This window comes from Shewanella xiamenensis (assembly GCF_024971755.1).
Classification (GTDB): domain Bacteria; phylum Pseudomonadota; class Gammaproteobacteria; order Enterobacterales; family Shewanellaceae; genus Shewanella; species Shewanella xiamenensis.
Genome location: NZ_CP079718.1, coordinates 1,619,616 through 1,645,051, shown reverse-complemented (window position 1 = coordinate 1,645,051; position 25,436 = coordinate 1,619,616). Strand labels below are relative to the sequence as shown.

The following is a 25,436-nucleotide window of genomic DNA, read 5'->3' as shown; positions in this document are numbered from 1 at the left end:
TGTCAACCCCCAAACTGGATTATTTATGCACAAATCTTTCACTTGAGTAAATTAGTGATTCAAGATTAATAAATATCAAGTTTTCATAGGCTAAAAATGCGTTTTCATCAATACAAAACTGTTTACGTAAACGTAATGCCAGACAATTACACTCAACTTAACCTATTAAAAAATAAATAATTTATAATGATATATTTTCATCATTCGAAAATTAAAGCATTTCAGTCTGTTTCCACACATAACAAAGGGCAACTCATAAAAACCACAATTCATCTTTTGTATCGTCCTTAATCTCAGTAAATCGAACTCACAAAAAGCTGTGCGATATCTAACATAAGCAACTTCAAATTATCGCCAGCACCCTAAAAGCGCGTTATTATGCGCGCACATTCCGAACCGGAGGCGATATGAAGATCACCCAACACAGCGCGGTAACCATTCATTACCGTTTATCAGATCAAGAAGGCAGACTTTTAGAAGACTCTTTTGATGCCGAACCAATGTTATATCTGCACGGTGCAGAAAACCTGATCCCAGGTTTAGAGGCTGCATTAGAAGGTAAAACCAAGGGCGAAACACTGGATGTGACAATCAGTGCTGAAGAAGCTTATGGTCCTTACCACGATGGTCTGCGTCAAGCCGTACCATTAGAAGCGTTCGGTGATATCGAAGATATCGTTCCTGGCATGCGCTTTATTGCCGAGACAGAAATGGGTCAACGCCCAGTGCAAGTTGTCGAAGTCAAAGATGATGTCGTTATCGTTGATGGCAACCATCCTTTAGCGGGCCAAGCACTGAGCTTCAATATTGAAATTATCGATGTTCGTGCGGCAACAGCTGAAGAAATTGCCCATGGTCATATTCATGCCCACGGCGGATGTGGTGGTCATGGACACAGCCATGATCATGACCACGGTGGCGGATGTTGTGGTGGTTCAGGTCATGATGCGGGTGGCTGCTGTGGCGGTTCTGATGACCATGGTCATCACCACCATGACCATGATCACGAAGCTTGTGACACACCTAAAGCGGGATGTGATGGCAACGGTGGTTGCGGCTGCCGCAGCTAATGTAGGTTCACAAGCCTAATAGCCCTCCCAGAGGAGCTGATAAAAAAGCACTTCCTTAAATAAGGAGGTGCTTTTTTTATCGCCAAATGATTATAATCAGCAGGTAAATAGGGAAGTTTAAAATCAAACAGCATTTTCAGCTAAAAAAAACAATATTTTCAAATCGATATAAACATCACGCAACGGAGTGCATATGTTAGCAAAACCAGTATATGAAGTTTTACCCTTTGGCTATATGGTACTAGGCTGTTTAAGCTTTATGCTGCTAGAACCTGATTATGCGCTGATTGCTGCTCTTGTTGTGTTTGTTTTGGGCGCCAGAATTTACAATTTACGTTCTCAAAATCGCCGAACCGATCCTGTAAAACGCCGAAAATCTGGATATCTACCTAAGACAATTTACGATTTATTGCCTTTTATTTATCTCTTTTCTGCCTTAGCTATTTTTAAATTTTTCCCTAAAAATCTTTATCCTTTGCTGGCCATTATGTTACTCAGTTATAGTTTTTATATTCTCGTTAGACGCTCCATCCACCGCCGACATAAAATACCGACAACTCCCCAGTTTTAATCAAATATCTAGTCCAATGGAGCCCAAATAATTAACTGATAAGCTGTTGGATTTTATCCCTATGGCTGGGTGCCATATTCTTTAAATAGTTAGAACAACGGGTAATAGTCGCAATACTCACCTGATACTCGGCAGCAATTTGTCTCTGGCTCATTTCTCCATTTAGCAATAGCTGGAAGACTTTTAGCCGACCGGCAATAGCGCTGCGCTCTTCCTCGGTCAGCAATAAATGAAACAATACCGACAGCTCTTCATAATTCCCATGGCTCAAAATTTTTTCTAATACTAAGTCCCAATTGGCTCGCATAATCGCCCCATAAGTATTGTTTAAGCATTACAACGGCAGTTTAGCAGATTTACTCTGCCGGCAAATAACTTGTTACGTTTATCCCTCTTATCTAGACAAAAACTGACAAATTTGCTTCTAGTACATTGAGTTAATTTGTGTACAATAGCAGAGCAATGTCACACTTCGACGCTAATTTGTGAGAATACGATGAAAAAATTACTCCTAACTCTCGTTGCCGGTACCTTATTGGCTTCAACTGCTCAAGCACACAATTTTGAAGATGCAAAAGATGCGATTCAATATCGCCAATCTGGATTCAGCTTAATTGCTTATAACTTTGGTGATATGGGCGCCATGATGAAAGGTAAAAAGCCTTTCGATGCTGAAACCTTTGCGATGCGCGCAAAAAATGTCGCTGCGCTTTCACACATCCCTTTCGAAGGCTTTATTGAAGGTTCAGATAAAGGCGATACCGAAGCCCTAGCCAAAGTATGGCAAGACAAGGCTGACTTTGACGCTAAGATGAAAACCTTCCAAGAAAATGCTGCAATTTTAGCGACTGTTGCTCAAAAAGGTGACCAAGCTGAAATCAAGCAAGCCTTTATGGATACAGGCAAGAGCTGTAAAGGCTGCCATGACGTTTACAAAAAAGATTAATGTTCTCGTAATCTCTTGTAAAAAGCCTGCAATATGCATAATGCCGATCAGTTAAGACAGATCGCTTGACGATCTCGCTGAAAAGATCAAAATCCGATGACCTCATGTCATCGGATTTTTTATGCAACTCTCAGAAGCACTCGCCCGTACTCATATTACCCGCCTAACCGAATTCACCTGCTTAGCTGATGTGTTAGAACCTGAGTTAATTCAATCTTGCCTAGACTCTCAGGGCGTTGCGACGTTAAGACGGCGTAAATTGCCGATGGACGCGATGATTTGGGCCGTTATCGGAATGGCTTTGTTCCGAGGGGAGTCTGTTCGGTCACTCATCAACAAACTCGACATTGTTTTGCCGCAAGAGATTGATTATGTTGCACGCAGCGCCGTGACTCAGGCGCGTAAACGATTGGGCAGTGAGGTTATTAGAGAAGTATTTAGCCGCAGCGCCAATACCTGGCACGCGAGAGCTGAACATCCTCATTGGTGCGGTCTTAACTTGTATGGTGTTGACGGTGTCGTGTGGCGGACACCCGATAGTGTCCAAAATCAAGCCGCCTTTGCGCGAACCGCCAACGCTTCAGGCGAAGCGGCTTATCCGCAAATTCGCATGGTTTGCTTGATGGAATTAAGCAGCCATTTATTGGTCAACAGCGCCTTTGATTCGGTTGCCGAAAATGAAATGAACTTAGCGTCCCAGCTCATTCCTAGCATTCCTAATCACAGCCTAACCCTATTTGACCGAGGATTTTACTCGCTCGGCCTGCTGCACGCTTGGCAGCAAGCGCAACCTGATAGCCACTGGTTGTTGCCATTGAAGAAAGGCACTCAATATGAGGTGGTGCGAACGCTAGGAAAGCATGACCAGAGGGTGAAACTCACCACGACACCTCAAGCCAGAAAGAAATGGCCGCAGCTCCCAGATACCCTTGAAGCGCGTTTATTGACTAAGACAGTGAAAGGTAAGTCAGTCGCCATTTTGACCTCGTTGACAGACCCGATGCGTTACCCCAGCGAAGACATCGTCGACTTATATGCCCATCGATGGGAAATCGAACTGGGCTATAGAGAGATGAAACAACATCTACTGGAGAGCCGTTTTACGCTTCGCAGTCAACTACCGGAGCTGGTGACTCAAGAGTTATGGGGCGTGCTACTGGCCTATAATCTCATTAGATATAAGATGTTGCTGATGGCTAAAAGCTTGCCATCGGTCCATCCCAATCAACTGAGTTTTCGGGATGCGGCGAGTTATATCATCTTCAAGTTGACACAACTGTCATCACAAACACCGGGGAATGTCCCGAGAGACGTATTGGATATAGAACGAAATGCACGGCAATTTAAGCTGGATGGTAAACGGGAAAGGGCATATCCACGAGTCCTTAAAATGAGCAAAAACAAGTTTCCGGTTAGACCAAAGAAAAATGCCGTTCACTCTTAAGTGAACGGCATTATGCAATATGCAGGCTTTTTACTCCTGAGCATTCGCTAAAGCACTTGCACTACAGGCCACATCAAATAAGTAAATACAACCCCTGCGATGATTAACAGCAGGATTAATGCCAGCCACAGTGATTTAAAAACCAACTGAGACTCTAACTTTGCGTACTCAAGCTTAGATACACGCTTGTAACCGCTAACCATCGCACCTACTAACTTGTCACCTTTAAGCGCGTGCACAATAACCGCCAACACATGCACGGCAGTTAAGGCTAAGATCAGGTTAAAATTCATCTTATGTAACCAAGTGAGAAACGAACCTGTATCAGCACTCACATAGCTGTATAGCGGACCTTCGGTAAACACATCATCGGTAGCAAACAGTCCAGTGATTAGCTGTAAGCTAATAATGGCAATCAACACAATTACCATATAACCGCCCATCGGATTATGTCCTAATACCACAGACACGCCCTTTGTTCGAACTTCTTTTAAATACTCAAACACAACCCTAGGGTGGTGCACGAAGTGGCTAAATCTGGCTGTATCACTGCCAATTAAGCCCCACAAAAGACGAAAGCCAATCAAGATCAACAGACTATAAGCAAAGATCTGATGCCATTGCATTTCGCCCACTTCGGCGCTCCACCACAATAAAGCTATTAGGGCCACCATGCCCCAGTGAAAAAAGCGTATGGGTAAATCCCAGACCTTAACTTTGATATGTTCGGTTTCCATAATACCTGCCACTCGACGAAACAATGAAATAAGTGAAGGTATTTTATCGGGATCTAATGAAAAACTTAAAGTAAAGATAGGTCAATGATAGGAAAGACTGCGGAGTTATCCCATCAAATATGGCCTGTTCTGATAGCCAATACAAGCCTTTTCGGCTAAGAATCACCGAGATTTGTCTAAGCGATCAAATATCCAACGAACAGTATCTAACCGGACAGAAAATGTGATTTAGATCTCGTTTTTAAAGATGTAGATTGGTAATCTGAAACTGAAGAAAATAAATAGAAGGTTCGACATATGCTAAAGATTACGAGCAAGCAATTAGAAGTAACTGCCCCAATCCGTGAACGCATTGAAAGCCGTTTGGAGAAACTTTCTAGACATGATGTGCAGTTGATTAATCCCCATGTCATTATTACCGAGGAGAAACCTGGTTTCAAAATTGAAGCGTCGGTTGGCATCCCAAATGGAGAACTTTTTGCTCAAGCTAAACACGATAATCTTTATGCAGCTATCACTGCTATGGGTCAAAAATTAGAGAAGCAACTCAATCGTTTAACCCACAAACCTGAAGCACAACGTTTTACATCCATTGCTCATCCCGAAGAGGCTATTAATGTCGAGGATGATTACGAGGAGGAAGATGCAGCTTAAGTTACTCAATGTAGTGCGAGACCACATCACTTCGAGAGCATAAAAGTAGATAAGGTTTAATAGGTCACATTTTTTAGCAAAAGTTTGATAGGCCATCCTAATGGCCAGTAAAAAGAGTGTGAACCTTTAAATAACTACTACACTTTACTAAGTGACAGCAAAATCGAAGTGATGTGAATTTCAGATTAATAGCATTTAATACCACCACAAGAAGGAGTACGCCGCCATACAAAACTCACACTCAAAAACAGTGACACAGGTAGTCACATAAAGCATTAAAGCAGCCACATAAATTCGGTAACGCCAAGCTGTAATGTTTATGCGTTTCCCATCTGATTATCAAATGAGATGCGAGGTTACTAAAAGTACAAACCGATGACCAACAACTAACGACAAACGCACTAATGGGTGTTAACACACGAGTCGATCATTAAGGAGTAACCTACTACATCATATTGCCAGTTTAAGTCTTACACACTTTTCAAGCCCAAATGTAACAACCAAGAGGAGGACGTTAGCAATAGAGCCACATAGGTACCATGAAAGGCCACTTTAGGTGAATTAGCTTCTTAACAGTCAAACAATATGAGGAGGTTAATAGCGTTATCGGTAATATGAGCAAGTAGACATATTACAAATAGTGATTAAATGAATTTAGATAACACGAAACAAGGCGAGCTGCTTAACAGCAAAATACCCAGTACCTTTTTGAGTACTAACTATCGGCCAGATTTCTTTATCTATGTTCTAAAGTGTAATCGTAAGTGAAAATGTAAGCGAAAGTTGTAAGTTGAAAAATGAGTTAACATGCTGAATAAACAAATCTAATGCGATATCTGTTTGTTTATTCACAAAGCGTCAATGAATCCTTTAATAACAATGCTCAATAACCTAGGAGGAATAGTTTGTTTGACCAGTCTTTCAACCAGCGCACCTTCGGGTGCGCTTTGCTTTTATACTCCATAGTCGTTCAACCATTTACTTAAGCACTTAGTATCAAACTTGTTCTTAAGCTAATGCACATTTCGCACAGTAACTGTTTAAGTGAAACACCAGTCCCCCGTAGCTTAATCTACCGCTAAAAACCCCAGAGCGAAGCGTTAACCCAGCTCGAGTTTTAGTGTAGACTTACCCGTTCGTCCATAACTCAAAGCAAGGCATTGAAATCATGACTCAAGCGCTGTTTTATCTACTGCCGCCGATGGGCGTGAACACGGCCTTTAGTGACATGTATCAATTGGCTTGCCGCTTGGCCCAACAGGGATTTATAAACCAGCAGCAGGTCTATATTCACTGTCAGGACAAGAACATCGCCTTCGAAATCGACGAGTTACTATGGCAGTTTGAACCCTGTGCATTTGTCCCCCATAACCTCAAAGGTGAAGGCCCAACCACGGGTTCCCCCGTTGAAATCGGTTTTGATCGACTTGGACCTAACAAAAGTCGTCAACTTCTGATTAATCTTGCAGACCAAGTACCGCCATTTGCGGTAAACTTTGGTCAAATCTTCGATTTTGTAGCTAATGACGACCAACATAAGGCGATAGCACGTGAACGCTACCGCCAATATCGTGGCTTAGGGATTGAATTAACAACCCAAAATTTAGCAACACATCCACTTAATTTAGCTTGAGACAGATACGTTCCCATGGAAAAAACATACGATCCTCAGTCCATTGAGCAGACTCTTTACCAAAACTGGGAAGAGCAAGGTTACTTTAAGCCCCACGGCGATGCCTCACAGGGCAACTATTGCATCATGATCCCACCGCCCAATGTGACGGGCAGTCTGCACATGGGTCACGCTTTCCAAGATACCATCATGGATACCCTGATCCGCTACCAACGTATGAAGGGCAAAAACACCCTATGGCAAGTCGGTACTGACCATGCGGGTATTGCGACTCAAATGCTGGTTGAGCGTAAGCTTGAAGCCGAAGAAGGCAAGAGCCGCCATGACCTTGGCCGCGATGCCTTTATGGAAAAAGTATGGGAATGGAAAGCGCAATCGGGTGGCACAATCACTAAGCAGCTACGTCGTATGGGCGCCTCTGTGGATTGGGACCGTGAGCGTTTCACTATGGACGAAGGCTTGTCTAAAGCCGTTCAAGAAGTGTTTGTCCGTCTCTATGAAGACGATTTGATTTACCGTGGTAAACGCTTAGTGAACTGGGATCCTAAGCTGCACACCGCGATTTCTGATCTCGAAGTGGAAAACAAAGAAAAGCAAGGCCACATGTGGCATCTGCGTTATCCATTAGCCGACGGCGAGCTGACCGCAGACGGTAAAGATTACCTCGAAGTCGCCACCACGCGTCCTGAAACTATGCTGGGTGATAGCGCAGTAGCTGTTCATCCAGACGATGAGCGTTATCAAGCACTGATCGGCAAATTTATTCTGCTGCCTATTGTTAATCGTCGCATCCCTATCGTTGCCGATGACTATGTAGACATGGAGTTTGGTACAGGCTGTGTGAAGATCACCCCTGCCCACGACTTTAACGACTATGAAGTCGGTAAACGTCACAAACTTCCTATGTTCAACGTGTTGACCTTAGATGCAGCCATTCGTGCATCCGCCGAAGTCGTCAATACTGATGGCACAATCAATACTAGCTTAGATGGCAGCCTGCCAGAGCGTTATGCAGGTTTAGATCGTTTCAAAGCCCGTGATGCCATTGTGGCAGAGTTTGAAACTTTAGGTCTGCTCGAAAAAATCGCGCCACACGGCCTAAAAGTGCCCTACGGTGACCGCTCAGGCGTGGTTATCGAACCAATGCTGACCGACCAATGGTACGTTGCCGTTGCGCCTATGGCCAAAACCGCAATCGAAGCCGTTGAAAATGGCGATATTAAGTTCGTGCCACAGCAATACGAAAACATGTACTTCTCTTGGATGCGCGACATTCAAGATTGGTGTATCTCTCGCCAATTATGGTGGGGTCACCGCATCCCTGCTTGGTACGATGCCAACGGTAAGGTCTATGTCGGCCGCACCGAAGCTGAAGTGCGTGCTAAGCACAATATCGATGATGCTATCGCCCTGCGCCAAGATGAAGACGTACTGGATACTTGGTTCAGCTCTGCCCTGTGGACATTCTCGACCTTAGGCTGGCCTGACAAGGTTGAGGATTTAAAAACCTTCCATCCAACCGACGTGTTGGTAACGGGTTTTGACATCATCTTCTTCTGGGTTGCCCGTATGATCATGATGACCATGCACTTCATCAAAGATGAAGACGGTAAGCCACAGGTGCCATTTAAAACCGTTTATGTGACAGGCCTTATCCGCGATGAAGCGGGTAACAAGATGTCAAAATCTAAGGGCAACGTACTTGACCCATTGGATATGATTGACGGTATCGATCTAGAAGCCCTCGTTGAAAAACGTACTGGCAACATGATGCAGCCACAACTGGCCGCCAAGATTGAAAAGAGCACCCGTAAAGAGTTTGAAAATGGTATCGAAGCCCACGGTACTGATGCCCTGCGCTTTACTCTAGCGGCAATGGCATCAACTGGCCGTGATATCAACTGGGATATGAAGCGTTTAGACGGTTACCGCAGCTTCTGTAACAAGCTTTGGAACGCATCACGTTACGTGCTGATGAATACCGAAGGCCAAGATTGCGGCCCGAACTCACCTGACTACCAAGGTGGTGAGATGGAACTATCGCTGGCGGATCGCTGGATCATCGGTTTATTCAACCAAACCGTAAAAACCTACGACGACCACATGGCAAACTACCGCTTCGACCTCGCAGCCAACACCTTGTACGAGTTCACTTGGAACCAGTTCTGCGATTGGTACTTAGAGTTAACTAAGCCAGTACTGCAAAACGGCAATGAAGCGCAAATGCGCGGCACCCGCCATACGTTGGTCAATGTGTTAGAAGCGATGCAACGTCTGATGCACCCAATGATGCCATACATCACTGAAACCATCTGGCAACGCGTTAAACCACTGACTGGCGCCCAAGGCGACACCATCATGCTGGCACCATTCCCAAGCTATGATGCCGCCAAAGTAGATGCGACCGCGATGGCCGACCTCGAGTGGGTTAAGCAAGTCATTGTTGCGGTTCGTAATATCCGTGCAGAGCTCAATATAGCGCCTTCTAAGCCATTAAATGCCCTACTGCGTGGCGTGAGTGCCCAAGACAAAGCCCGTGTTGAAGCTAACCAAGCCTTCTTCACAACGCTTGCACGCTTAGAAAGTATGACAATTCTTGGTGAAGGTGAAACGGCGCCAATGTCGACCACAGGTCTGATTGGCGAAATGGAATTATTAATTCCGATGGCAGGTCTGGTGGATGTAGCGGCCGAAATGGCTCGTATCGACAAGCAGCTTGAAAAGCTGACTCAAGAGATTGCCCGTATCGAAGGTAAATTATCCAATGAAGGCTTCGTGGCAAAAGCACCGCCAGCCGTAATTGATAAAGAGCGCGCTAAGATGGCCGATCTCAGCCGTGATATGGACAAACTAAAAGAGCAAAAAGCCGAGTTTGCTAAGCTAGAAGCCTAATCACGACATCTACGCTAAAAAGGGCTGTATTTTACAGCCCTTTTTATTTCCCCTGTTCCACCTAAATCGCGTTAACACTCTTCAAACCTCTCTCAGAACTCGCCCCCCCTAAGACCCAAAGAAGCTCATCGATCCCTTGTTCCATGCTTATCTCCCCTTCTCTCTTTTACGGCAGATATTGCTAGCCCATTGCTATCTCTTTATCACACGTAAAATAGCAAGCCAGAGCGATAAACATCATCGCTTAAGGCGTTGGCATTTCAACAAGCATAACGTGGCGTAAAAGACGGGCTATCAATGCGTAAAGCTCAACAAGAGATAAGGATTGAAGCAATATAATCCAGAAAAATCCCATAAAAAAAGCCCTGCAATTACTTGCAAGGCTCATCTAATCTAACTAAGTAGATGGTGCGCGTGGAAGGATTCGAACCTCCGACCGCCTGGTTCGTAGCCAGGTACTCTATCCAGCTGAGCTACACGCGCTTAAATACAGGGTAAGTTGCTAACTTACCGACAGACTAGAGTCTAGAAGAAGCACTTAAGTCTCGCAAATTAAATCTATTCACTAGGAATAGAATGGCGGAGAAGGAGGGATTCGAACCCTCGATGGGAGATAAAGCCCATACTCCCTTAGCAGGGGAGCGCCTTCGGCCACTCGGCCACCTCTCCGCAAAATCTGCATTTGTAAGCTAATGCTTACTAAAATGGTGCGCGTGGAAGGATTCGAACCTCCGACCGCCTGGTTCGTAGCCAGGTACTCTATCCAGCTGAGCTACACGCGCGATTTTTGCGTTTTGCTAACAAAGCTAATGCTTTGCCTGCGAATTGGTGCGCATGGAAGGAGTCGAACCTCCGACCGCCTGGTTCGTAGCCAGGTACTCTATCCAGCTGAGCTACATGCGCATTTTTAACTGTTATCTCAACACATTCGCATTAAGATTGAATATGGTGCGCGTGGAAGGATTCGAACCTCCGACCGCCTGGTTCGTAGCCAGGTACTCTATCCAGCTGAGCTACACGCGCTTAAAAACACTTACTTGAAGCACTAACTACAAAATTTCGTCTGAAATTCAAACCTGATGAGTTAAAGATAACTAATGCAGAGATGGTGCGCATGGAAGGAGTCGAACCTCCGACCGCCTGGTTCGTAGCCAGGTACTCTATCCAGCTGAGCTACATGCGCGACTTGTATCTATCTTGCTTCAATAAAATGGTGCGCGTGGAAGGATTCGAACCTCCGACCGCCTGGTTCGTAGCCAGGTACTCTATCCAGCTGAGCTACACGCGCACTTTTATCGGTAAGAAATGGCGGAGAAGGAGGGATTCGAACCCTCGATGGGAGATAAAGCCCATACTCCCTTAGCAGGGGAGCGCCTTCGGCCACTCGGCCACCTCTCCGTTTTCTTGGCGCACATATTACTGTTTGACGAAAATAAGTCAAACCCTTTTTCTGAAACAACTTCTGTTTGAAGCGTTTTTAATCACATTGCTGTTATATCAATCCAATGTGTTGATTTGCGCCAATCTTTCGGTTCCAAAAATAAAAAAGCCAGTTAAAAAACTGACTCTTCTATGTCGTTAATACTCGCATAAACGCCGTATTAAAAGTTACCACCTTCTGAAGGTGTACCTGATTTTTCAGATTGAATGCGTTGGTAGATCTCTTCACGGTGGACAGAAACCTCTTTCGGTGCATTCACACCAATACGCACTTGATTGCCTTTTACCCCTAGCACTGTAACAGTGACTTCATCACCAATCATCAGTGTTTCGCCAACACGACGAGTCAAAATCAGCATTCGATAGCTCCTTTATGTCTTAATTCAGCTTACACACGGCACTCATCCGGTAGATGGGCTTATTATAGGGTCAGCTGAGTACAAATTAATAGTATTCAATACTCAAACGGTTATTTAATTACACCTTATTTAGTTCGAAAGCGTGATGTAGCGCCCGAACCGCCTTGTGTAAGTCCCTTTCATCGATCACAGTTGACAATTTACTCTCCGATGTCGAAAGTAACTTAGCATGGATTGTTTCATTACCCAATACATCTAACATCTTAGTCAATAATCCAACTTTTGCCTGTAAACCTTTGCCAACTAAAGACACTTTTGCACGTTGGCGCTCAACAATCAATTGGCCTAGATCAAGACTTTCACTTAAAAGCTCTAGCTCATGCAATAAAATATCCACCTTGGCTTCGGCCAGCATAAAACTGACACATTCGGCTGCCGAAGTTTCATTGAGTTTGAGCGGGGTAATAAACTCAACATCAATCTCAAGCCGTGCCAAGCAAGCTAACAGTGCTTGATAATGCTCACTGCTGGTAAATAACCCTTTTATGGTTAAGGTCGCGAGCGCCTTATTAATCGCAATACCTTGCACAGATGCTGCCATCGCCAGCTCGGACTCATCACCAAATTGGATTAATGTCCCATGGCCCGCCTCAAAGCTCGACAATACACGCAGTGGCACTTTAAAACGTTGTGCGTACTCAACCGAGTCGGGATGCAACACCTTAGCGCCGAGTTTTGCCATTTCTAGCATCACATCAAAACCAATCACATCGAGGCGTCTGGCACTACTATCGATATTTGGATCGGTCGTAAATACACCGGGCACATCGGTAAAGATTTGGCATTCATCGGCTTTTAACGCCGCTGCGAGTGCCACTGCCGTAGTATCTGAACCACCGCGCCCTAAGGTTGTTACATCACCATTGGGATCGATACCTTGAAAGCCAGCCACAATCGGCACAATGCCATCGTTTAGCAACGAGGTTAAGTATGCCGTATCGACACGCTCAATACTCGCCCGACCAAACTGACTGTTTGTATGAATTTGCACTTGATCACCAGTCAGGGATCTTGCGTTAATGCCGCGACGTTGTAACGCCATCGCCATTAACGCAATACTGATTTGCTCTCCCGTAGAGACCAGCATATCGAGTTCCCGCGCACTTGCGCGGGGATCGATTTGCGCCGCAAGCGCAAATAGTCTGTTGGTCTCCCCTGCCATCGCAGACAGCACCAAGACCTGCTGCTCACCATTGTGAGCGGACTTTGCAATTTGCTCGGCAACCACTTCGATGCGTTCAATCGAACCCACCGAAGTGCCACCAAACTTCTTCACAAAAAGCTTGCTACCACTAAGCTTTCGTTTTTCGAGCACAGCAACCTCTTAAGCTAAACGCTCAGTAATCCAAGGTAATACTTGAGACAGTGCCGCATCCAGATTTTCTGGTTGGCTACCACCCGCTTGGGCCATATCAGGGCGACCACCGCCTTTACCACCCACCTGCGCAGCAACCATAGCAACCAGTTCACCGGCCTTCACTTTACCGACTAAGTCGTTGCTTACACCCGCAATTAGGTTCACTTTGCCTTCTTGAGCCACACCAAGCAGGATAACGGTGGATTTCAGCTTCTGCTTTAACTCATCTTGCAGACCACGCAGTGCACCTGCTTCAACGCCTTCAAGCTTCTTAATCAGCACATTTACGCCATTAACCACAACCGCATCACCGGCTAAATCCGCACTCGCTGCCGCAGCTAACTTATCTTTTAGTTGCTGCATATCTTTTTCAAGTTGCTTCATTTTATCCAGTTGCGCTTTCAGCTTAGCCACAACAGATTGAGTATCGCCTTTCAGCAGTACTGCTGCTTCTTCAAGTTGCGCTTGTTGCTGTGCCACATAGGCCATCGCCGCAGCGCCGGTTACCGCTTCGATACGGCGAACGCCCGCAGCAATACCGCCTTCAGAGGTTATTTTGAATAGACCAATGTCACCGGTACGGCCAACGTGAGTACCACCACACAGCTCGATAGAGAAATCGCCCATAGTGACAACTCGCACCTCGGCATCATATTTCTCACCAAAGAGTGCCATCGCGCCTTTTTCTTTGGCTTCATCAATCGCCATTTCAGCGACTTTCAGCTCATGGTTACGGCGAATTTGGGTGTTGACTAACTCTTCAACCTGTTTCAATTCAGCAGGCTTGACCGCTTCGAAATGAGAGAAGTCGAAACGTAAACGCTCAGGGTCAACTAACGAACCTTTTTGAGTAACGTGAGTGCCTAATACTTGACGCAGTGCAGCATGTAATAAGTGAGTCACAGAGTGGTTTAACTGAGTACGGTGGCGCAGTTTCTTATCTACTTTCGCTTCGAGTACTTGACCAACGCTTAGGCTGCCAGCCGTTAACGTCCCTTTGTGGCCAGAGGCTTGACCAAACTTTTGCGTATCGTTAACAGCGAACTCAATACCTTGAGCCACTAATACGCCCTTGTCGCCGACTTGGCCGCCCGATTCTGCATAGAATGGCGTCACATCGAGCACCACTACGGCATCATCACCCGCATTGATTGCAGGCACTGACTCACCGTTTAGGTAAAGTGCTGTGACTTTGGCATTGCCAGTGAGTTCTGAGTAACCACAGAATGCAGTTTCAGCATCAATTTTCAGTGCTGCGTTGTAATCGGCGCCGAAGTTACCCGCGGCTTGAGCGCGGCTACGTTGCTCAGCCATCGCCACTTCGAAGCCAGCTTCATCGACGATAATGTTGCGCTCACGGCATACGTCGGCGGTTAAATCCACTGGGAAGCCATAGGTATCGTACAGTTTAAAGACAGTTTCACCGTCTAAGGTATCGCCCTGCAATTCGTTTAACGCGCTATCTAGGATACCTAAACCACGCTCAAGCGTACGGGCAAACTGTTCTTCTTCCGCTTTAAGGGCTTTTTCAACAATCACTTGGGTATCGGCAAGACCTTTAGCGGCATCGCCCATCACTTCGATTAGCGTCGGAACTAACTTGTAGAAGAAGGCTTCGGTTGCACCTAACTTGTTACCATGACGCACTGCGCGGCGAATAATACGGCGCAGTACATAGCCACGACCTTCGTTTGATGGCATCACACCATCGGCAACTAAGAAGGCGCATGAACGGATATGGTCGGCAATAACGCGCAGCGACTTGTTAGATAAATCAGTCACGCCGATGATTTCAGCCGCTTTGGCAATCAAGGCGCGGAAAATATCGATTTCGTAGTTTGAATGCACGCCTTGCATAATCGCAGCGATACGCTCGATACCCATACCGGTATCAACAGAGGGTTTTGGCAGCGGCAACATTTCACCAGAGGCTTGGCGATTGTATTGCATGAATACGATGTTCCAGATTTCGATGAAACGGTCGCCATCTTCTTCTGGGCTACCAGGGCGTCCGCCCCAAATATGATCGCCGTGATCGTAGAAAATTTCGGTACAAGGGCCACAAGGACCTGTATCACCCATTTGCCAGAAGTTATCTGAAGCGAATGGCGCGCCCTTGTTGTCGCCGATGCGAATGATGTTTTCAGCGGCAACACCAATTTTTTTATTCCAAATTTCAAAGGCTTCATCGTCCGTTTGGTAAACAGTTACACACAGACGTTCCTTCGGTAGCTTTAATACTTCGGTCAGGAAGGTCCAACCAAAACGAATCGCATCTTCTTTGAAATAATCACCAAAGCTGAAGTTACCCAGCATTTCGAAGAAAGTATGGTGACGAGCGGTGTAACCAACGTTATCTAAATCGTTGTGTTTACCACCCGCACGGACGCAGCGTTGGGCAGTGGTCGCACGTGTATAGCTACGTTTGTCCATGCCAAGAAACACGTCCTTGAACTGGTTCATACCGGCGTTGGTGAATAACAGTGTGGGATCGTTGCCTGGTACAAGAGAGCTACTGTCCACAACTTGGTGACCATTGCTGCGGAAAAATTCGAGGAAAGCACTTCTAAGCGCTGCTGTCGTTTGATACATGAAATCGTCCTGAATTGGGTAAGCATGACCAGCTACACCATAAGGTAGCCGTATTTCTATTTGCCCAGCATTATAAGCAGACTGAAGAAAGACGACCAGCCTTGAATAGCGATATCACGCTTCGGAGTCTAATATTTTCGATGAGTTTTCATCTAATACAGGGCTTATCACAACAACCCAAGATGAAAGTGGTGAAAAAGGACTAATTCTGTGAGGGAGATGAACTGAGTTAAGAATGATAAGCACAAACTTACCAGGGCAAGTTTATATGATTACATTAGGGCGTGTTGACGTTTCGAGATTAAATTTTGTTAGTTCTGGCAAGTTCGTGCTCGCGAAACGAGGAATGATGTGTAGTTATTCTACTCAAATGACTAGTGACAAAGAGCAAAGGCTTGCCAGACGAACACTTTAGGCAGCATTTGGCTGGCTTTTATGCAAGGCAAAGTCAGTGCAGTGTAGTTATTCTACATAAACGGACGATAACGCGGCAGAAAACCCAGCCAAACTGCTGCAAAAATAACCCTGACACGTCAACACGCCCTAGTCATCATTATCTTCCAAAGGATCATAATCTAAGGCATAGGTGACTTGTTCGTAATTAAAGCCTTGGCTCAGTAAAAACCGTACTCGTTTGGCTTTTTCTTTTGCAATTTGCTCGCGGGATAGTGAGCCTTTTACTTCAAGCACTTTAGGGACCGTATACTTTTTGATGGCTTTCGCTTTTGCCAACTCAAACCAATCATGCTCATTTGCAGATAAGGCAGCTTCGATACAATCTTTAGTCAGCCCCTTTTGAGCAATAGCTTGACGAATGCGAATTGGTCCATGACCACGGGCAATGTGGCTTCGAACGAGAAGCTCGGCATAGCGCTTATCATTGATAAATCCTGACGCTTCACAATCATCAAGCACAGGATCGATATCAGCGACCTCAAAGCCTTTTTCGAGCAGTTTTGTGCGGATTTCTTGGCGGGAATAATCGCGGCGCGCTAACAGCGCGACCGCAATTTGACGGGCAGACTGGCTCAGAATACTTCGCCTGTTTCTAAATCAATATTCCCCTCGATATTATCATCATCGGATGCTGATGATGCCAGTGCACTTGGGTTACTCAATAATAACTCACGCAATGTCTTATCGATTTCAGCGGCAATGGCTGGGTTTTCAGTCAAATATTTACCCGCATTGGCACGGCCTTGACCAATTTTATCGCCCTTGTAGCTATACCAAGCACCAGCTTTCTCAATCAGTTTATGGGCTACCCCTAAATCGACTAACTCGCCAGTACGGTTGATACCTTGACCGTAAAGGATTTGAAACTCAGCTTGCTTAAATGGTGCAGCCACTTTGTTTTTAACCACTTTGACACGAGTCTCGTTACCAACCACTTCATCGCCTTCTTTGATAGCACCAGTACGGCGAATATCTAAACGAACAGAAGCATAGAATTTCAGAGCATTACCACCCGTTGTGGTTTCTGGGTTACCAAACATCACACCAATCTTCATACGAATTTGGTTGATGAAGATTAACAGTGTATTCGATTGCTTGAGGTTACCCGCTAACTTACGCATCGCTTGACTCATCATACGCGCCGCTAAGCCCATGTGTGAGTCACCGATTTCGCCCTCAATTTCTGCCTTGGGTGTTAATGCCGCGACTGAGTCAACGATGATCACATCTACCGCGCCAGAACGGGTTAACGCATCACAGATCTCAAGAGCTTGTTCACCGGTATCGGGTTGTGAACACAATAAGTTATCAATATCTACACCTAACTTTTTCGCGTAGATAGGATCGAGAGCGTGCTCAGCATCGATAAAGGCACAGGTTTTACCTTCGCGCTGAGCAGCGGCAATCACTTCTAATGTCAGCGTTGTCTTACCTGATGATTCAGGACCATAAATCTCAACAATACGGCCCATTGGTAAACCGCCAGCCCCTAAGGCGACGTCAAGGGAAAGTGAGCCAGTAGAAATGGTCTCGACATCCATAGAGCGGTCTTCGCCCAGCTTCATGATGGAGCCTTTACCAAATTGCTTCTCAATTTGGCTCAATACCGCAGCAAGTGCTTTCTCTTTGTTTGGATCGACCTTCATTCCTGTTCCCTCATCTAGACAGCATCAGTACTGTCAAAAGTGATATTCAATTTAATAAAGCGGGTGATCAAAAAGCGAGGCTCTTTGTCGTAATCTGCTGACTAGTATACTGTACAATCATACAGTATCAATACCTGTGAATGAATTATTTTTATACCTTAAAATTTTCCCTTTTAGACAAGCTTTTACCCACCCATCCTGCAGATTTATCAAGATATCAGTGAATATCCACGCTTTGAGGATCAATTTTCTGTAAATTGTTGCTAAGATTGGCGCCAATTGATTTTAGACAGTAATAGTGCAAATCAACTGATTTTATCTCCCATTACTGTATGACTTTATTCCCTATTTCAGGGCCGGCATAGCGGACGATAACGATTTAATGAATCCTATAGATACCGATGATTTAGAAAAACATACCCCGATGATGCGTCAATATTTGACCATGAAAGCAGAGCATCACGACATGCTGCTGTTTTATCGTATGGGTGACTTCTATGAACTCTTCTATGATGACGCCAAACGAGCCTCTGAATTATTGGGCATTTCCCTTACGGCCCGAGGCAAAAGTGGTGGCGACCCGATCCCGATGGCGGGTATCCCTTACCATGCAGTTGAAGGCTATCTCGCAAAATTGGTTCAAATTGGCCAATCGGTTGCGATTTGTGAACAGATTGGCGATCCTGCCACCTCAAAAGGTCCGGTTGAGCGCAAAGTCGTACGCATTGTCACCCCAGGAACCTTAACCGATGAAGCGCTATTGCAGGAGCGGCAAGACAATCTGTTGGCCGCGGTTTATCAAGGCAAAGTGGGCTTTGGCTATGCGACTCTTGATGTGTCTTCTGGCCGTTTCGTGATTGCCGAATTAGAGACAAAAGAGTCCCTCGAAGCCGAATTGCAACGTACGAATCCGGTCGAAATTCTTTATAGCGAAGATTTTGGTGCACTGGAGTTATTGCATCATTTTAAAGGCAAACGTCGCCGCCCTGAGTGGGAATTTGATTACGATACCAGTATCAAACTGCTGTTGGCCCAGTTTGGCACTAAGGATTTACACGGTTTCGGTATAACCGATGCTCGCCTATCGCTGCAAGCGGCAGGCTGCTTGATGCAGTACGTAAAAGACACCCAGCGCACCGCCCTACCCCATATCAATGCTATTACCCGTTTTAATCAAACCGATACGATTGTCTTGGATGCGGCAACGCGCCGTAACCTCGAGCTGACACAAAATTTGAGTGGTGGTCGGGATAACACCCTAGCAGCCGTGCTCGACAATACTGCCACAGCCATGGGCAGCCGTATGTTACAACGCTGGATCCATCAGCCGTTGAGGGACCATGCACAGATTTTTGCTCGCCAAACGGCGGTCAGTGAGTTGCTCGCGACCGCAGCCCATGAGTCATTGCATGAGCAGCTTAAAGCTCTAGGAGATATTGAACGTATCATGGCAAGACTGGCGCTTCGTACCGCTCGTCCACGGGATTTTGCCCGACTACGCCAAGCATTAAACCTATTGCCTCAATTGCAGCAATCATTAGCACAGTTAAGTGCCCCCCATACGGTGAAGCTAGGCCAGCTCTTAGGTGAGTTTCCCGAAGAGCAACAACTGCTTGAGCGCGCCATTGTCGATAACCCGCCCATGCTTATCCGTGATGGCGGCGTGATCCGTGAAGGCTACAATGCCGAGTTAGATGAATGGCGTGGCTTAAGTGAAGGTGCCAGCGATTATCTAGTACAACTCGAAGCGCGGGAAAAAGAACGCACTGGCATTGCCACGCTGAAGGTAGGCTACAACCGAGTCCATGGTTACTATATTGAAGTCAGCCGTCTGCAATCACAGCAAGTGCCATTAAATTACCAACGCCGTCAAACCCTTAAGAATATGGAGCGTTATATCACGCCCGAGCTTAAGGAATATGAAGAAAAAGTGCTGTCGAGCCAAGGTAAGGCGCTCGCTCTTGAAAAACAACTGTGGGACGAATTGTTTGATTTAATCCTCCCCAAATTGCATGAGCTACAAGCCTTTGCCAGAGCAGCAGCCGAACTCGATGTGCTCAGTAACTTTGCCGAACGTGCCGAAACCTTAGGATATACCTGCCCAGAACTGAGCAGCGAAATCGGGGTAAAAATTGAAGCGGGTCGTCACCCTGTGGTTGAGCGTGTGAGTCAAACGCCTTTTATCGCCAACCCTGTCACTCTGCACAATCAACGCCGGATGTTGATTGTTACAGGTCCAAACATGGGCGGTAAATCGACCTATATGCGTCAAGTTGCACTGATCACCCTAATGGCACACATTGGCAGCTTTGTGCCAGCTGATCGCGCCATTATTGGTCCTATCGATCGAATTTTTACCCGTATTGGTGCCTCAGACGATCTCGCCTCAGGCCGTTCAACCTTTATGGTGGAAATGACTGAAACGGCCAATATTCTCCATAATGCCACTGCGCAGAGTTTAGTCTTGATGGATGAAATTGGTCGCGGCACATCAACCTACGATGGCCTGTCATTAGCCTGGTCTGCGGCTGAGTATTTAGCACAGCAAGTCGGCGCGATGACGCTGTTTGCGACCCATTATTTCGAGTTAACACAGTTACCGGAACTCATGGCTGGCGTCTATAACGTGCACCTCGATGCGATTGAGCACGAAGACACCATCGCCTTTATGCACGCGGTGCAAGAAGGTGCGGCCAGTAAGAGTTACGGTTTACAAGTTGCGGCCCTTGCTGGTGTACCAGCTCGGGTGATTAAGGCGGCAAAACATAAACTACATCAGCTTGAGAGTCGCGACCATCAAGTAGAGGGCACAAAGGCACCGATTCAAACCTTGTTAGCCCTGCCGGAGCCAGTGGAGAATCCGGCCATAAGCAAGTTAAAAGCCATCAATCCAGATAACCTGACCCCAAAACAGGCACTGGATTTACTCTATGAGCTTAAACGCTTGAGTTAAATAGCTTTGTTCATCGTAACTTAATAATAAAAACGCCCACAAAATGGGCGTTTTTATGGGTTGATTAAACAACCTTAAGCATTAGTTTCTAAATAAAGCCTCTACAGATAGCCCTTGCGCCCCCAGCAAATCGCGCATGCGTTTTAAGGCTTCCACTTGGATTTGGCGCACACGTTCACGGGTGAGACCAATTTCAGCGCCAACATCTTCAAGAGTTGATGGCTCGTAACCCAATAACCCAAAGCGTCGCGCTAACACTTCTCTTTGCTTGGTATTAAGTTCATTTAACCACTTCACAACTGAGTTAGAGATGTCTTCGTCTTGTACTTTAAAGTCTGGACCTACGTTATCGTCATCAGCAAGCACATCGAGTAACGCCTTGTCGTTATCGCCACCTAAGGGAATATCGACAGAAGTGATCTTCTCGTTGAGTTTCAGCATACGGCTGACGTCAACACTGGAGACTTGCAATTTTTCGGCAATTTCCTCTGCCGTAGGTTCATGGTCAAGTTTTTGCGCTAATTCCCGAGCCGTACGTAAATATACGTTAAGCTCTTTTACTACATGGATAGGCAAGCGAATTGTGCGAGTTTGGTTCATGATTGCACGTTCGATGGTTTGTCTGATCCACCAAGTCGCATAGGTTGAGAAACGGAAACCTCTTTCTGGGTCGAATTTCTCGACAGCACGTATCAAACCAAGATTACCCTCTTCGATTAAATCCAGCAGCGCAAGACCACGATTATTGTAACGACGGGCAATTTTAACCACGAGTCGCAGGTTGCTTTCGATCATGCGGTTACGGGATTTTTCGCAGCCTTTTAAGGCTTTACGGGAAAAGTAAACTTCTTCTTCTGCACTAAGCAGTGGGGAATACCCTATTTCACCTAAATAGAGTTGTGTGGCATCAAGATTTTTTTGCAGGTCATCTTGAACCTGTTGTTCGAGTCCTAATTCTTGAACTAAATCAGCGGCGATATCCTCTTTATCGAGATCAAACTCTGCGGCATCAACGGAAAAATCTACTAGTTCTTCTACGGCAGTGCTATTTATGCGGCTCATGATCGAATCTCCCAAACCTAATTTAACTGCTTGTATTACTGCAATTTATTATCCTCCATGCCAAAACAAGGCCCTAAACAATCATTGCTTAGGTAAGTAGTTGAGTGGGTTAACAGACTGACCATGGTAACGAATTTCAAAACGTAACATTACTTGATTAGTACCTGTACTACCCATTTTAGCAATCGTCTGTCCAGCGAGGACATGTTGCTTTTCGTCGACTAAGATCTGATCCGCATGAGCATAAGCACTAAGGTAATCGTCACTATGCTTAATAATGACTAAATTACCATACCCCCTAAGCGCACTACCTGCGTATACCACCCGCCCATCTGCTGCAGCTTTGATGATATCTCCACGTTTTCCTGCGATCTTAATACCTTTATTTCCCTGCTCATTGGCAGAGTATGTTCCTATCAATTTACCTCTTACAGGCCATTGCCACTGGCTTACACTATCGGGTAGTGTCGATGTCGGAGCAATTATTGAAGGGTTAATTTTTTGTTGGGAACTTGTTGCAGAATACGCAGGCTTTGCTTTCTGATCAAGTGTTTTTTTCGGTGTTTCACTAGATACAGAATTCTGAGGAAAATCATCACTAACTGATTGTTTTTTATTTTGATTATGCTGATACCCACCTTTGCTTGCCGAATTAATTCCACCTAAAGTCGTAGAAGATTTGCTATTTTGATTATGGTCATATGTTAAATACAAAACCTGACCAGGATAGATGGTATACGATTTATCTAATTGATTAATTTTAGCAATTTCGGCGTAATCTTTGCCTGCAGCCCAAGAAATAGAGTAAAGAGTGTCGCCTTTCTTAACTTTATATGAATTAGATTTAATATTGCCTTTGTTGTGCTTTGAATAATTGTGGGAAAGACTTTCGACAGGTGCGGGGCGACTCGCCTGAAAGCTACAGCCCGCAAGCAACAACAGTAAACTGAGGTTTAAAAGTAAACCCGCATTCAACAATAAAAACTCCTTTTTGGGGCTATCTTACTGTTTTAGTAATTTATAAATCGATAAACGCGCTATGCAAGCTCACCATTTACTAAAGGAACAAATTTGACTGTCTCTATCACTTCAGAACTAAAACTATCCAAGTGACGCGTAATCCGCATCAATTGCTGCGTTTCTTCCCCCACGGGGATAATTAATACGCCGCCTTCGGCTAACTGGGATAATAACGCTTCAGGAACCTTTGCAGCAGCTGCGGTGACCATAATGCCATTATAGGGACTACGATTCTGCCAGCCCTGCCAGCCATCGCCATACTTAAAGGAAACATTATGCAGATCGAGCCGCTTTAATCTTTGCCTTGCTTGGATCTGTAACGTCTTTATACGTTCCACAGTGCAAAGCTCTGGTACTAATTGGGCGAGAATCGCCGCTTGATAACCTGAGCCCGTTCCGACTTCAAGCACCTTATGGGGTTTATGTTGAAGCAGTAACTCAGTCATTCGCGCGACGATATAAGGCTGAGAAATGGTTTGCCCTTGGCCAATAGGTAAGGCTGTATTCTCATAGGCTTTATGGGCTAACGCATTATCAAGAAACAATTCGCGTGGGGTAAAGGATATTGCCTTAAGCACGGCTGGATTGCGGATCCCTGCATCCTGAAGCTTTTTCGCTAAATTCACCGCCGATGTTAAGGCAACTCGAGTCATATTTTATCTACCCAATTTTGCAATATCGATAACTGTTTATACGCGGTCAAGTCTACGGTTAACGGAGTGATCGACACATAACCATGAGCAATGGCATGGAAATCGGTACCTTCACTCGCATCTTGTTCAACACCCGGTGGGCCGAGCCAAAAAATTTCTCGTCCTGCGGGATCTTGCGTACGCACAATGCCTTCAGCTTTATGCCGCGCTCCAAGGCGCGTCACTCTTATGCCTTTAATCTCATCCAACGGTAAATCCGGCACGTTGATATTGAGGATCTGATCACTGGCAATCGGGTGCGCTAATAGCCCCTGCACGATTCGCCGCGCGTAAACGGCGGCAGTGTGATAATGCTTAAAGGCTTTGCCATTAAGCGAAATCGCTACTGCGGGGAAACCTAAAAACCGCCCCTCCATCGCCGCCGCTACTGTGCCCGAATATAAAGTGTCATCCCCCATATTCGCGCCAGCATTGATGCCCGATACCACCATATCCGGCTCACCATCACAAAGCTCACGTATGGCTAAGTGAACGCAATCCGTGGGTGTACCGTGAACCGAAATATAACCATTATCTAACCTATTAATTCTTAATGGGTTAGTCAAGGTTAAAGAGTTACTTGCACCGGAACAATTGCGATCGGGCGCGACCGTCATCACAGTGGCGATTTCGGCAAGCGCCTCGGTTAAGGCTCTGATCCCCGGCGCATTCACACCATCATCATTACTGACTAAGATGCGGATCATGAAGCGGACTCATCAGGCTCTGGCGCACTGGTTTCGGGTGTATTGAGCTCTGCCGTCTGACTCTCTGTTGCAGCATTAGCTTCTGGCGAGACTGTCGCTTGCCATTGCAGCTCTTTCACATCTTGATAATCAACTAGCTCTCTTAACAGCGATGTCGCAAAGCTGCCCGCAGGTAAGATAAATTCGAGCAATAATCCATCTGCAGTTTGCTCGTATTTAAGGCCTTGAGGTTCGAGTAGCAATGGGCGACGCTCCTGCTCAAGCCCCGCGTGCTCAAGGCCGTAGCAATCTTCGCTCAGCTCTGCCATGGCGAGGGTTTCAACCTCGGCGGCTTCGCCCTGCGGCAGCATTTTCCCGCGGCCCCAGAGTGGCGCAGAAAGCTGAATATCCTTCTCAATCAAGCGTTTTAATACCACTAAGTCCCATTCTGGCGTGACGAAAAAACTCTTACTGCCCGCCAGCATCACGCAATCCCCCGCTAAGGGTTTAGTGCCATGATTAGCCAAACGATAGGAGACAACGGTATTAAACAGATTGGAACGCACCGCAGACAGGTACATGCTGCGCTTATTACGGTCTTTCACCTTTTTGCCCGCCAGCATTTGCCGTCCCATCACGAGGTTTTTACCATCGTGGCCGAAACGCTGCTCACCAAAATAGTTAGGCACACCAATTTGGCTGACTTTTTCGATGCGGCTGATAATGTCTTCCACGTTTGTGACATTACGCAGGGTTAGAATAAAACGGTTGCCCAAGAGCGCGCCAATACGCAGTTTTTTACTGTGCCGACTACTGGATAATATGGTTAAGCGCTCGCTGTTTAGCTCGCTCCACGCGGGGGTTTCTTTACCTGGGATACGAATGCCAAACCACTGTTCTGTGATGGCATTTTTATCTTTTTGTCCGGCATAGGTCACTTCTTTCGGATGAACCTTAGCGAACTTCGCTAGCATTTCAGCCACTTGCACCGTGTTTAGCCCATCCTTACGAATGTGGACTAAATGATGCTCGCCCTCGCCCGACGGGCTAAAAGGCAAAATCTCTTTCACGATAAAGTCGCTGTTAACGGTTCTTAAATCGGCAGTGGCCGTCGGTTTGCCGTACAGGTAATGTAGTTCGCTCATGGGTCTTTCTTATCTCTTAAA

At 45.9% G+C, this 25,436-nt stretch carries 20 protein-coding genes and 8 tRNA genes; 8 read left to right on the top strand and 20 right to left on the bottom strand.

The features are described from left to right. The first annotated feature begins 407 nt into the window (after positions 1 to 407). The gene (gene slyD, locus KXJ80_RS08345) at positions 408 to 1,070 is read left to right on the top strand and encodes a peptidylprolyl isomerase (RefSeq protein WP_218737184.1); all 663 of its coding nucleotides are present in this window, start codon (positions 408 to 410) and stop codon (positions 1,068 to 1,070) included. A 193-nt stretch (positions 1,071 to 1,263) separates the two neighbouring features. Beyond that, entirely contained in the window at positions 1,264 to 1,641 is a 378-nt protein-coding gene (locus tag KXJ80_RS08340; protein ID WP_037420926.1) for a hypothetical protein, read from the top strand. 31 nt (positions 1,642 to 1,672) lie between these two features. Here the strand turns inward: KXJ80_RS08340 and trpR are convergent, their stop codons facing one another. Next, positions 1,673 to 1,948: a trp operon repressor gene (trpR, locus tag KXJ80_RS08335; protein ID WP_011073277.1), complete on the bottom strand. Its 276-nt coding sequence runs from the start codon at positions 1,946 to 1,948 to the stop codon at positions 1,673 to 1,675. A 189-nt stretch (positions 1,949 to 2,137) separates the two neighbouring features. On the opposite strand from trpR, the gene KXJ80_RS08330 reads away from it, so the two are divergent. Together KXJ80_RS08330 and KXJ80_RS08325 are read left to right on the top strand one after the other, a co-directional pair. Beyond that, positions 2,138 to 2,587, top strand: a complete 450-nt coding sequence (locus tag KXJ80_RS08330) for a c-type cytochrome (RefSeq protein WP_037420929.1) — start codon at positions 2,138 to 2,140, stop codon at positions 2,585 to 2,587. Between the two features lie 121 nt (positions 2,588 to 2,708). Continuing rightward, a complete protein-coding gene (locus tag KXJ80_RS08325) occupies positions 2,709 to 4,031 on the top strand; it encodes an IS4-like element ISSba6 family transposase (protein ID WP_259474652.1) in 1,323 nt (440 codons plus the stop codon). Positions 4,032 to 4,078: 47 nt separating this feature from the next. Here KXJ80_RS08325 and KXJ80_RS08320 read toward each other — a convergent pair whose 3' ends face one another. Continuing rightward, entirely contained in the window at positions 4,079 to 4,768 is a 690-nt protein-coding gene (locus tag KXJ80_RS08320) for a cytochrome b/b6 domain-containing protein (RefSeq protein ID WP_203433116.1), read from the bottom strand. A gap of 297 nt (positions 4,769 to 5,065) precedes the next feature. Between KXJ80_RS08320 and hpf the strand changes: the two genes are divergently transcribed. The 3 genes from hpf to KXJ80_RS08305 all read left to right on the top strand — a co-directional run bounded on the left by hpf (position 5,066) and on the right by KXJ80_RS08305 (position 9,947). After that, a complete protein-coding gene (hpf, locus tag KXJ80_RS08315) occupies positions 5,066 to 5,422 on the top strand; it encodes a ribosome hibernation-promoting factor, HPF/YfiA family (protein ID WP_037420938.1) in 357 nt (118 codons plus the stop codon). 1,168 nt (positions 5,423 to 6,590) lie between these two features. Continuing rightward, on the top strand, positions 6,591 to 7,055 hold the full coding sequence (locus tag KXJ80_RS08310; RefSeq protein WP_218738149.1) for a DNA polymerase III subunit chi: 465 nt from the start codon (positions 6,591 to 6,593) through the stop codon (positions 7,053 to 7,055). A 15-nt stretch (positions 7,056 to 7,070) separates the two neighbouring features. Continuing rightward, complete coding sequence (locus KXJ80_RS08305; protein ID WP_218738148.1) at positions 7,071 to 9,947, top strand: valine--tRNA ligase; 2,877 nt, start codon at positions 7,071 to 7,073, stop codon at positions 9,945 to 9,947. 406 nt (positions 9,948 to 10,353) lie between these two features. On the opposite strand, the gene KXJ80_RS08300 is transcribed toward KXJ80_RS08305, so the two are convergent. The 13 genes from KXJ80_RS08300 to recA all read right to left on the bottom strand — a co-directional run bounded on the left by KXJ80_RS08300 (position 10,354) and on the right by recA (position 17,857). After that, positions 10,354 to 10,430 (bottom strand) — tRNA-Arg (locus tag KXJ80_RS08300). Positions 10,431 to 10,524: 94 nt separating this feature from the next. Next, positions 10,525 to 10,616 (bottom strand) — tRNA-Ser (locus KXJ80_RS08295). 36 nt (positions 10,617 to 10,652) lie between these two features. Next, positions 10,653 to 10,729 (bottom strand) — tRNA-Arg (locus KXJ80_RS08290). Positions 10,730 to 10,773: 44 nt separating this feature from the next. After that, positions 10,774 to 10,850: transfer RNA gene (locus tag KXJ80_RS08285), tRNA-Arg, on the bottom strand. Positions 10,851 to 10,893: 43 nt separating this feature from the next. Beyond that, positions 10,894 to 10,970: transfer RNA gene (locus tag KXJ80_RS08280), tRNA-Arg, on the bottom strand. Positions 10,971 to 11,053: 83 nt separating this feature from the next. Then, positions 11,054 to 11,130: transfer RNA gene (locus KXJ80_RS08275), tRNA-Arg, on the bottom strand. Between the two features lie 28 nt (positions 11,131 to 11,158). Further along, positions 11,159 to 11,235, bottom strand: a tRNA-Arg gene (locus tag KXJ80_RS08270). 18 nt (positions 11,236 to 11,253) lie between these two features. Beyond that, positions 11,254 to 11,345: transfer RNA gene (locus tag KXJ80_RS08265), tRNA-Ser, on the bottom strand. A gap of 203 nt (positions 11,346 to 11,548) precedes the next feature. After that, positions 11,549 to 11,746 carry a carbon storage regulator CsrA gene (gene csrA / locus KXJ80_RS08260; protein ID WP_006082602.1) on the bottom strand — a complete coding sequence of 66 codons (198 nt, stop codon included), beginning with the start codon at positions 11,744 to 11,746 and terminating at the stop codon, positions 11,549 to 11,551. 118 nt (positions 11,747 to 11,864) lie between these two features. Continuing rightward, complete coding sequence (locus KXJ80_RS08255) at positions 11,865 to 13,121, bottom strand: aspartate kinase (protein WP_218738147.1); 1,257 nt, start codon at positions 13,119 to 13,121, stop codon at positions 11,865 to 11,867. Between the two features lie 9 nt (positions 13,122 to 13,130). Further along, the gene (gene alaS / locus KXJ80_RS08250) at positions 13,131 to 15,755 is read right to left on the bottom strand and encodes an alanine--tRNA ligase (RefSeq protein ID WP_218738146.1); all 2,625 of its coding nucleotides are present in this window, start codon (positions 15,753 to 15,755) and stop codon (positions 13,131 to 13,133) included. Between the two features lie 543 nt (positions 15,756 to 16,298). After that, positions 16,299 to 16,766 (bottom strand): regulatory protein RecX, encoded by a 468-nt coding sequence (locus KXJ80_RS08245; RefSeq protein ID WP_373290347.1) that lies wholly within the window; start codon positions 16,764 to 16,766, stop codon positions 16,299 to 16,301. A gap of 17 nt (positions 16,767 to 16,783) precedes the next feature. Beyond that, positions 16,784 to 17,857, bottom strand: a complete 1,074-nt coding sequence (gene recA, locus KXJ80_RS08240; protein WP_037420979.1) for a recombinase RecA — start codon at positions 17,855 to 17,857, stop codon at positions 16,784 to 16,786. A 382-nt stretch (positions 17,858 to 18,239) separates the two neighbouring features. Between recA and mutS the strand changes: the two genes are divergently transcribed. Next, the gene (gene mutS, locus KXJ80_RS08235) at positions 18,240 to 20,810 is read left to right on the top strand and encodes a DNA mismatch repair protein MutS (protein WP_218738145.1); all 2,571 of its coding nucleotides are present in this window, start codon (positions 18,240 to 18,242) and stop codon (positions 20,808 to 20,810) included. A gap of 81 nt (positions 20,811 to 20,891) precedes the next feature. Here mutS and rpoS read toward each other — a convergent pair whose 3' ends face one another. The 5 genes from rpoS to truD all read right to left on the bottom strand — a co-directional run bounded on the left by rpoS (position 20,892) and on the right by truD (position 25,415). Next, positions 20,892 to 21,872 carry an RNA polymerase sigma factor RpoS gene (gene rpoS, locus KXJ80_RS08230; protein WP_218738144.1) on the bottom strand — a complete coding sequence of 327 codons (981 nt, stop codon included), beginning with the start codon at positions 21,870 to 21,872 and terminating at the stop codon, positions 20,892 to 20,894. An 81-nt stretch (positions 21,873 to 21,953) separates the two neighbouring features. Beyond that, positions 21,954 to 22,850: a peptidoglycan DD-metalloendopeptidase family protein gene (locus KXJ80_RS08225; RefSeq protein WP_259474651.1), complete on the bottom strand. Its 897-nt coding sequence runs from the start codon at positions 22,848 to 22,850 to the stop codon at positions 21,954 to 21,956. A gap of 59 nt (positions 22,851 to 22,909) precedes the next feature. After that, positions 22,910 to 23,545, bottom strand: coding sequence for a protein-L-isoaspartate(D-aspartate) O-methyltransferase (locus tag KXJ80_RS08220; RefSeq protein WP_203433109.1), 636 nt, complete (start codon positions 23,543 to 23,545; stop codon positions 22,910 to 22,912). After that, positions 23,542 to 24,291, bottom strand: coding sequence for a 5'/3'-nucleotidase SurE (surE, locus tag KXJ80_RS08215; protein ID WP_218738142.1), 750 nt, complete (start codon positions 24,289 to 24,291; stop codon positions 23,542 to 23,544). Before surE ends, KXJ80_RS08220 begins: the two co-directional genes overlap by 4 nt. Beyond that, a complete protein-coding gene (gene truD, locus KXJ80_RS08210; RefSeq protein ID WP_218738141.1) occupies positions 24,288 to 25,415 on the bottom strand; it encodes a tRNA pseudouridine(13) synthase TruD in 1,128 nt (375 codons plus the stop codon). Before truD ends, surE begins: the two co-directional genes overlap by 4 nt. Positions 25,416 to 25,436 lie beyond the last annotated feature (21 nt).

Coding starts and splice junctions, on each gene's coding strand:
- truD (WP_218738141.1), bottom strand. CDS start 25,415: ATGAGCGAACTACATTACCTGTACGGCAAACCGACGGCCACTGCCGAT.
- alaS (WP_218738146.1), bottom strand. CDS start 15,755: ATGTATCAAACGACAGCAGCGCTTAGAAGTGCTTTCCTCGAATTTTTC.
- KXJ80_RS08340 (WP_037420926.1), top strand. CDS start 1,264: ATGTTAGCAAAACCAGTATATGAAGTTTTACCCTTTGGCTATATGGTA.
- KXJ80_RS08330 (WP_037420929.1), top strand. CDS start 2,138: ATGAAAAAATTACTCCTAACTCTCGTTGCCGGTACCTTATTGGCTTCA.
- mutS (WP_218738145.1), top strand. CDS start 18,240: ATGAATCCTATAGATACCGATGATTTAGAAAAACATACCCCGATGATG.
- KXJ80_RS08325 (WP_259474652.1), top strand. CDS start 2,709: ATGCAACTCTCAGAAGCACTCGCCCGTACTCATATTACCCGCCTAACC.
- KXJ80_RS08310 (WP_218738149.1), top strand. CDS start 6,591: ATGACTCAAGCGCTGTTTTATCTACTGCCGCCGATGGGCGTGAACACG.
- KXJ80_RS08305 (WP_218738148.1), top strand. CDS start 7,071: ATGGAAAAAACATACGATCCTCAGTCCATTGAGCAGACTCTTTACCAA.
- slyD (WP_218737184.1), top strand. CDS start 408: ATGAAGATCACCCAACACAGCGCGGTAACCATTCATTACCGTTTATCA.
- surE (WP_218738142.1), bottom strand. CDS start 24,291: ATGATCCGCATCTTAGTCAGTAATGATGATGGTGTGAATGCGCCGGGG.
- KXJ80_RS08320 (WP_203433116.1), bottom strand. CDS start 4,768: ATGGAAACCGAACATATCAAAGTTAAGGTCTGGGATTTACCCATACGC.
- hpf (WP_037420938.1), top strand. CDS start 5,066: ATGCTAAAGATTACGAGCAAGCAATTAGAAGTAACTGCCCCAATCCGT.
- recA (WP_037420979.1), bottom strand. CDS start 17,857: ATGAAGGTCGATCCAAACAAAGAGAAAGCACTTGCTGCGGTATTGAGC.
- rpoS (WP_218738144.1), bottom strand. CDS start 21,872: ATGAGCCGCATAAATAGCACTGCCGTAGAAGAACTAGTAGATTTTTCC.
- KXJ80_RS08220 (WP_203433109.1), bottom strand. CDS start 23,545: ATGACTCGAGTTGCCTTAACATCGGCGGTGAATTTAGCGAAAAAGCTT.
- csrA (WP_006082602.1), bottom strand. CDS start 11,746: ATGCTGATTTTGACTCGTCGTGTTGGCGAAACACTGATGATTGGTGAT.
- trpR (WP_011073277.1), bottom strand. CDS start 1,948: ATGCGAGCCAATTGGGACTTAGTATTAGAAAAAATTTTGAGCCATGGG.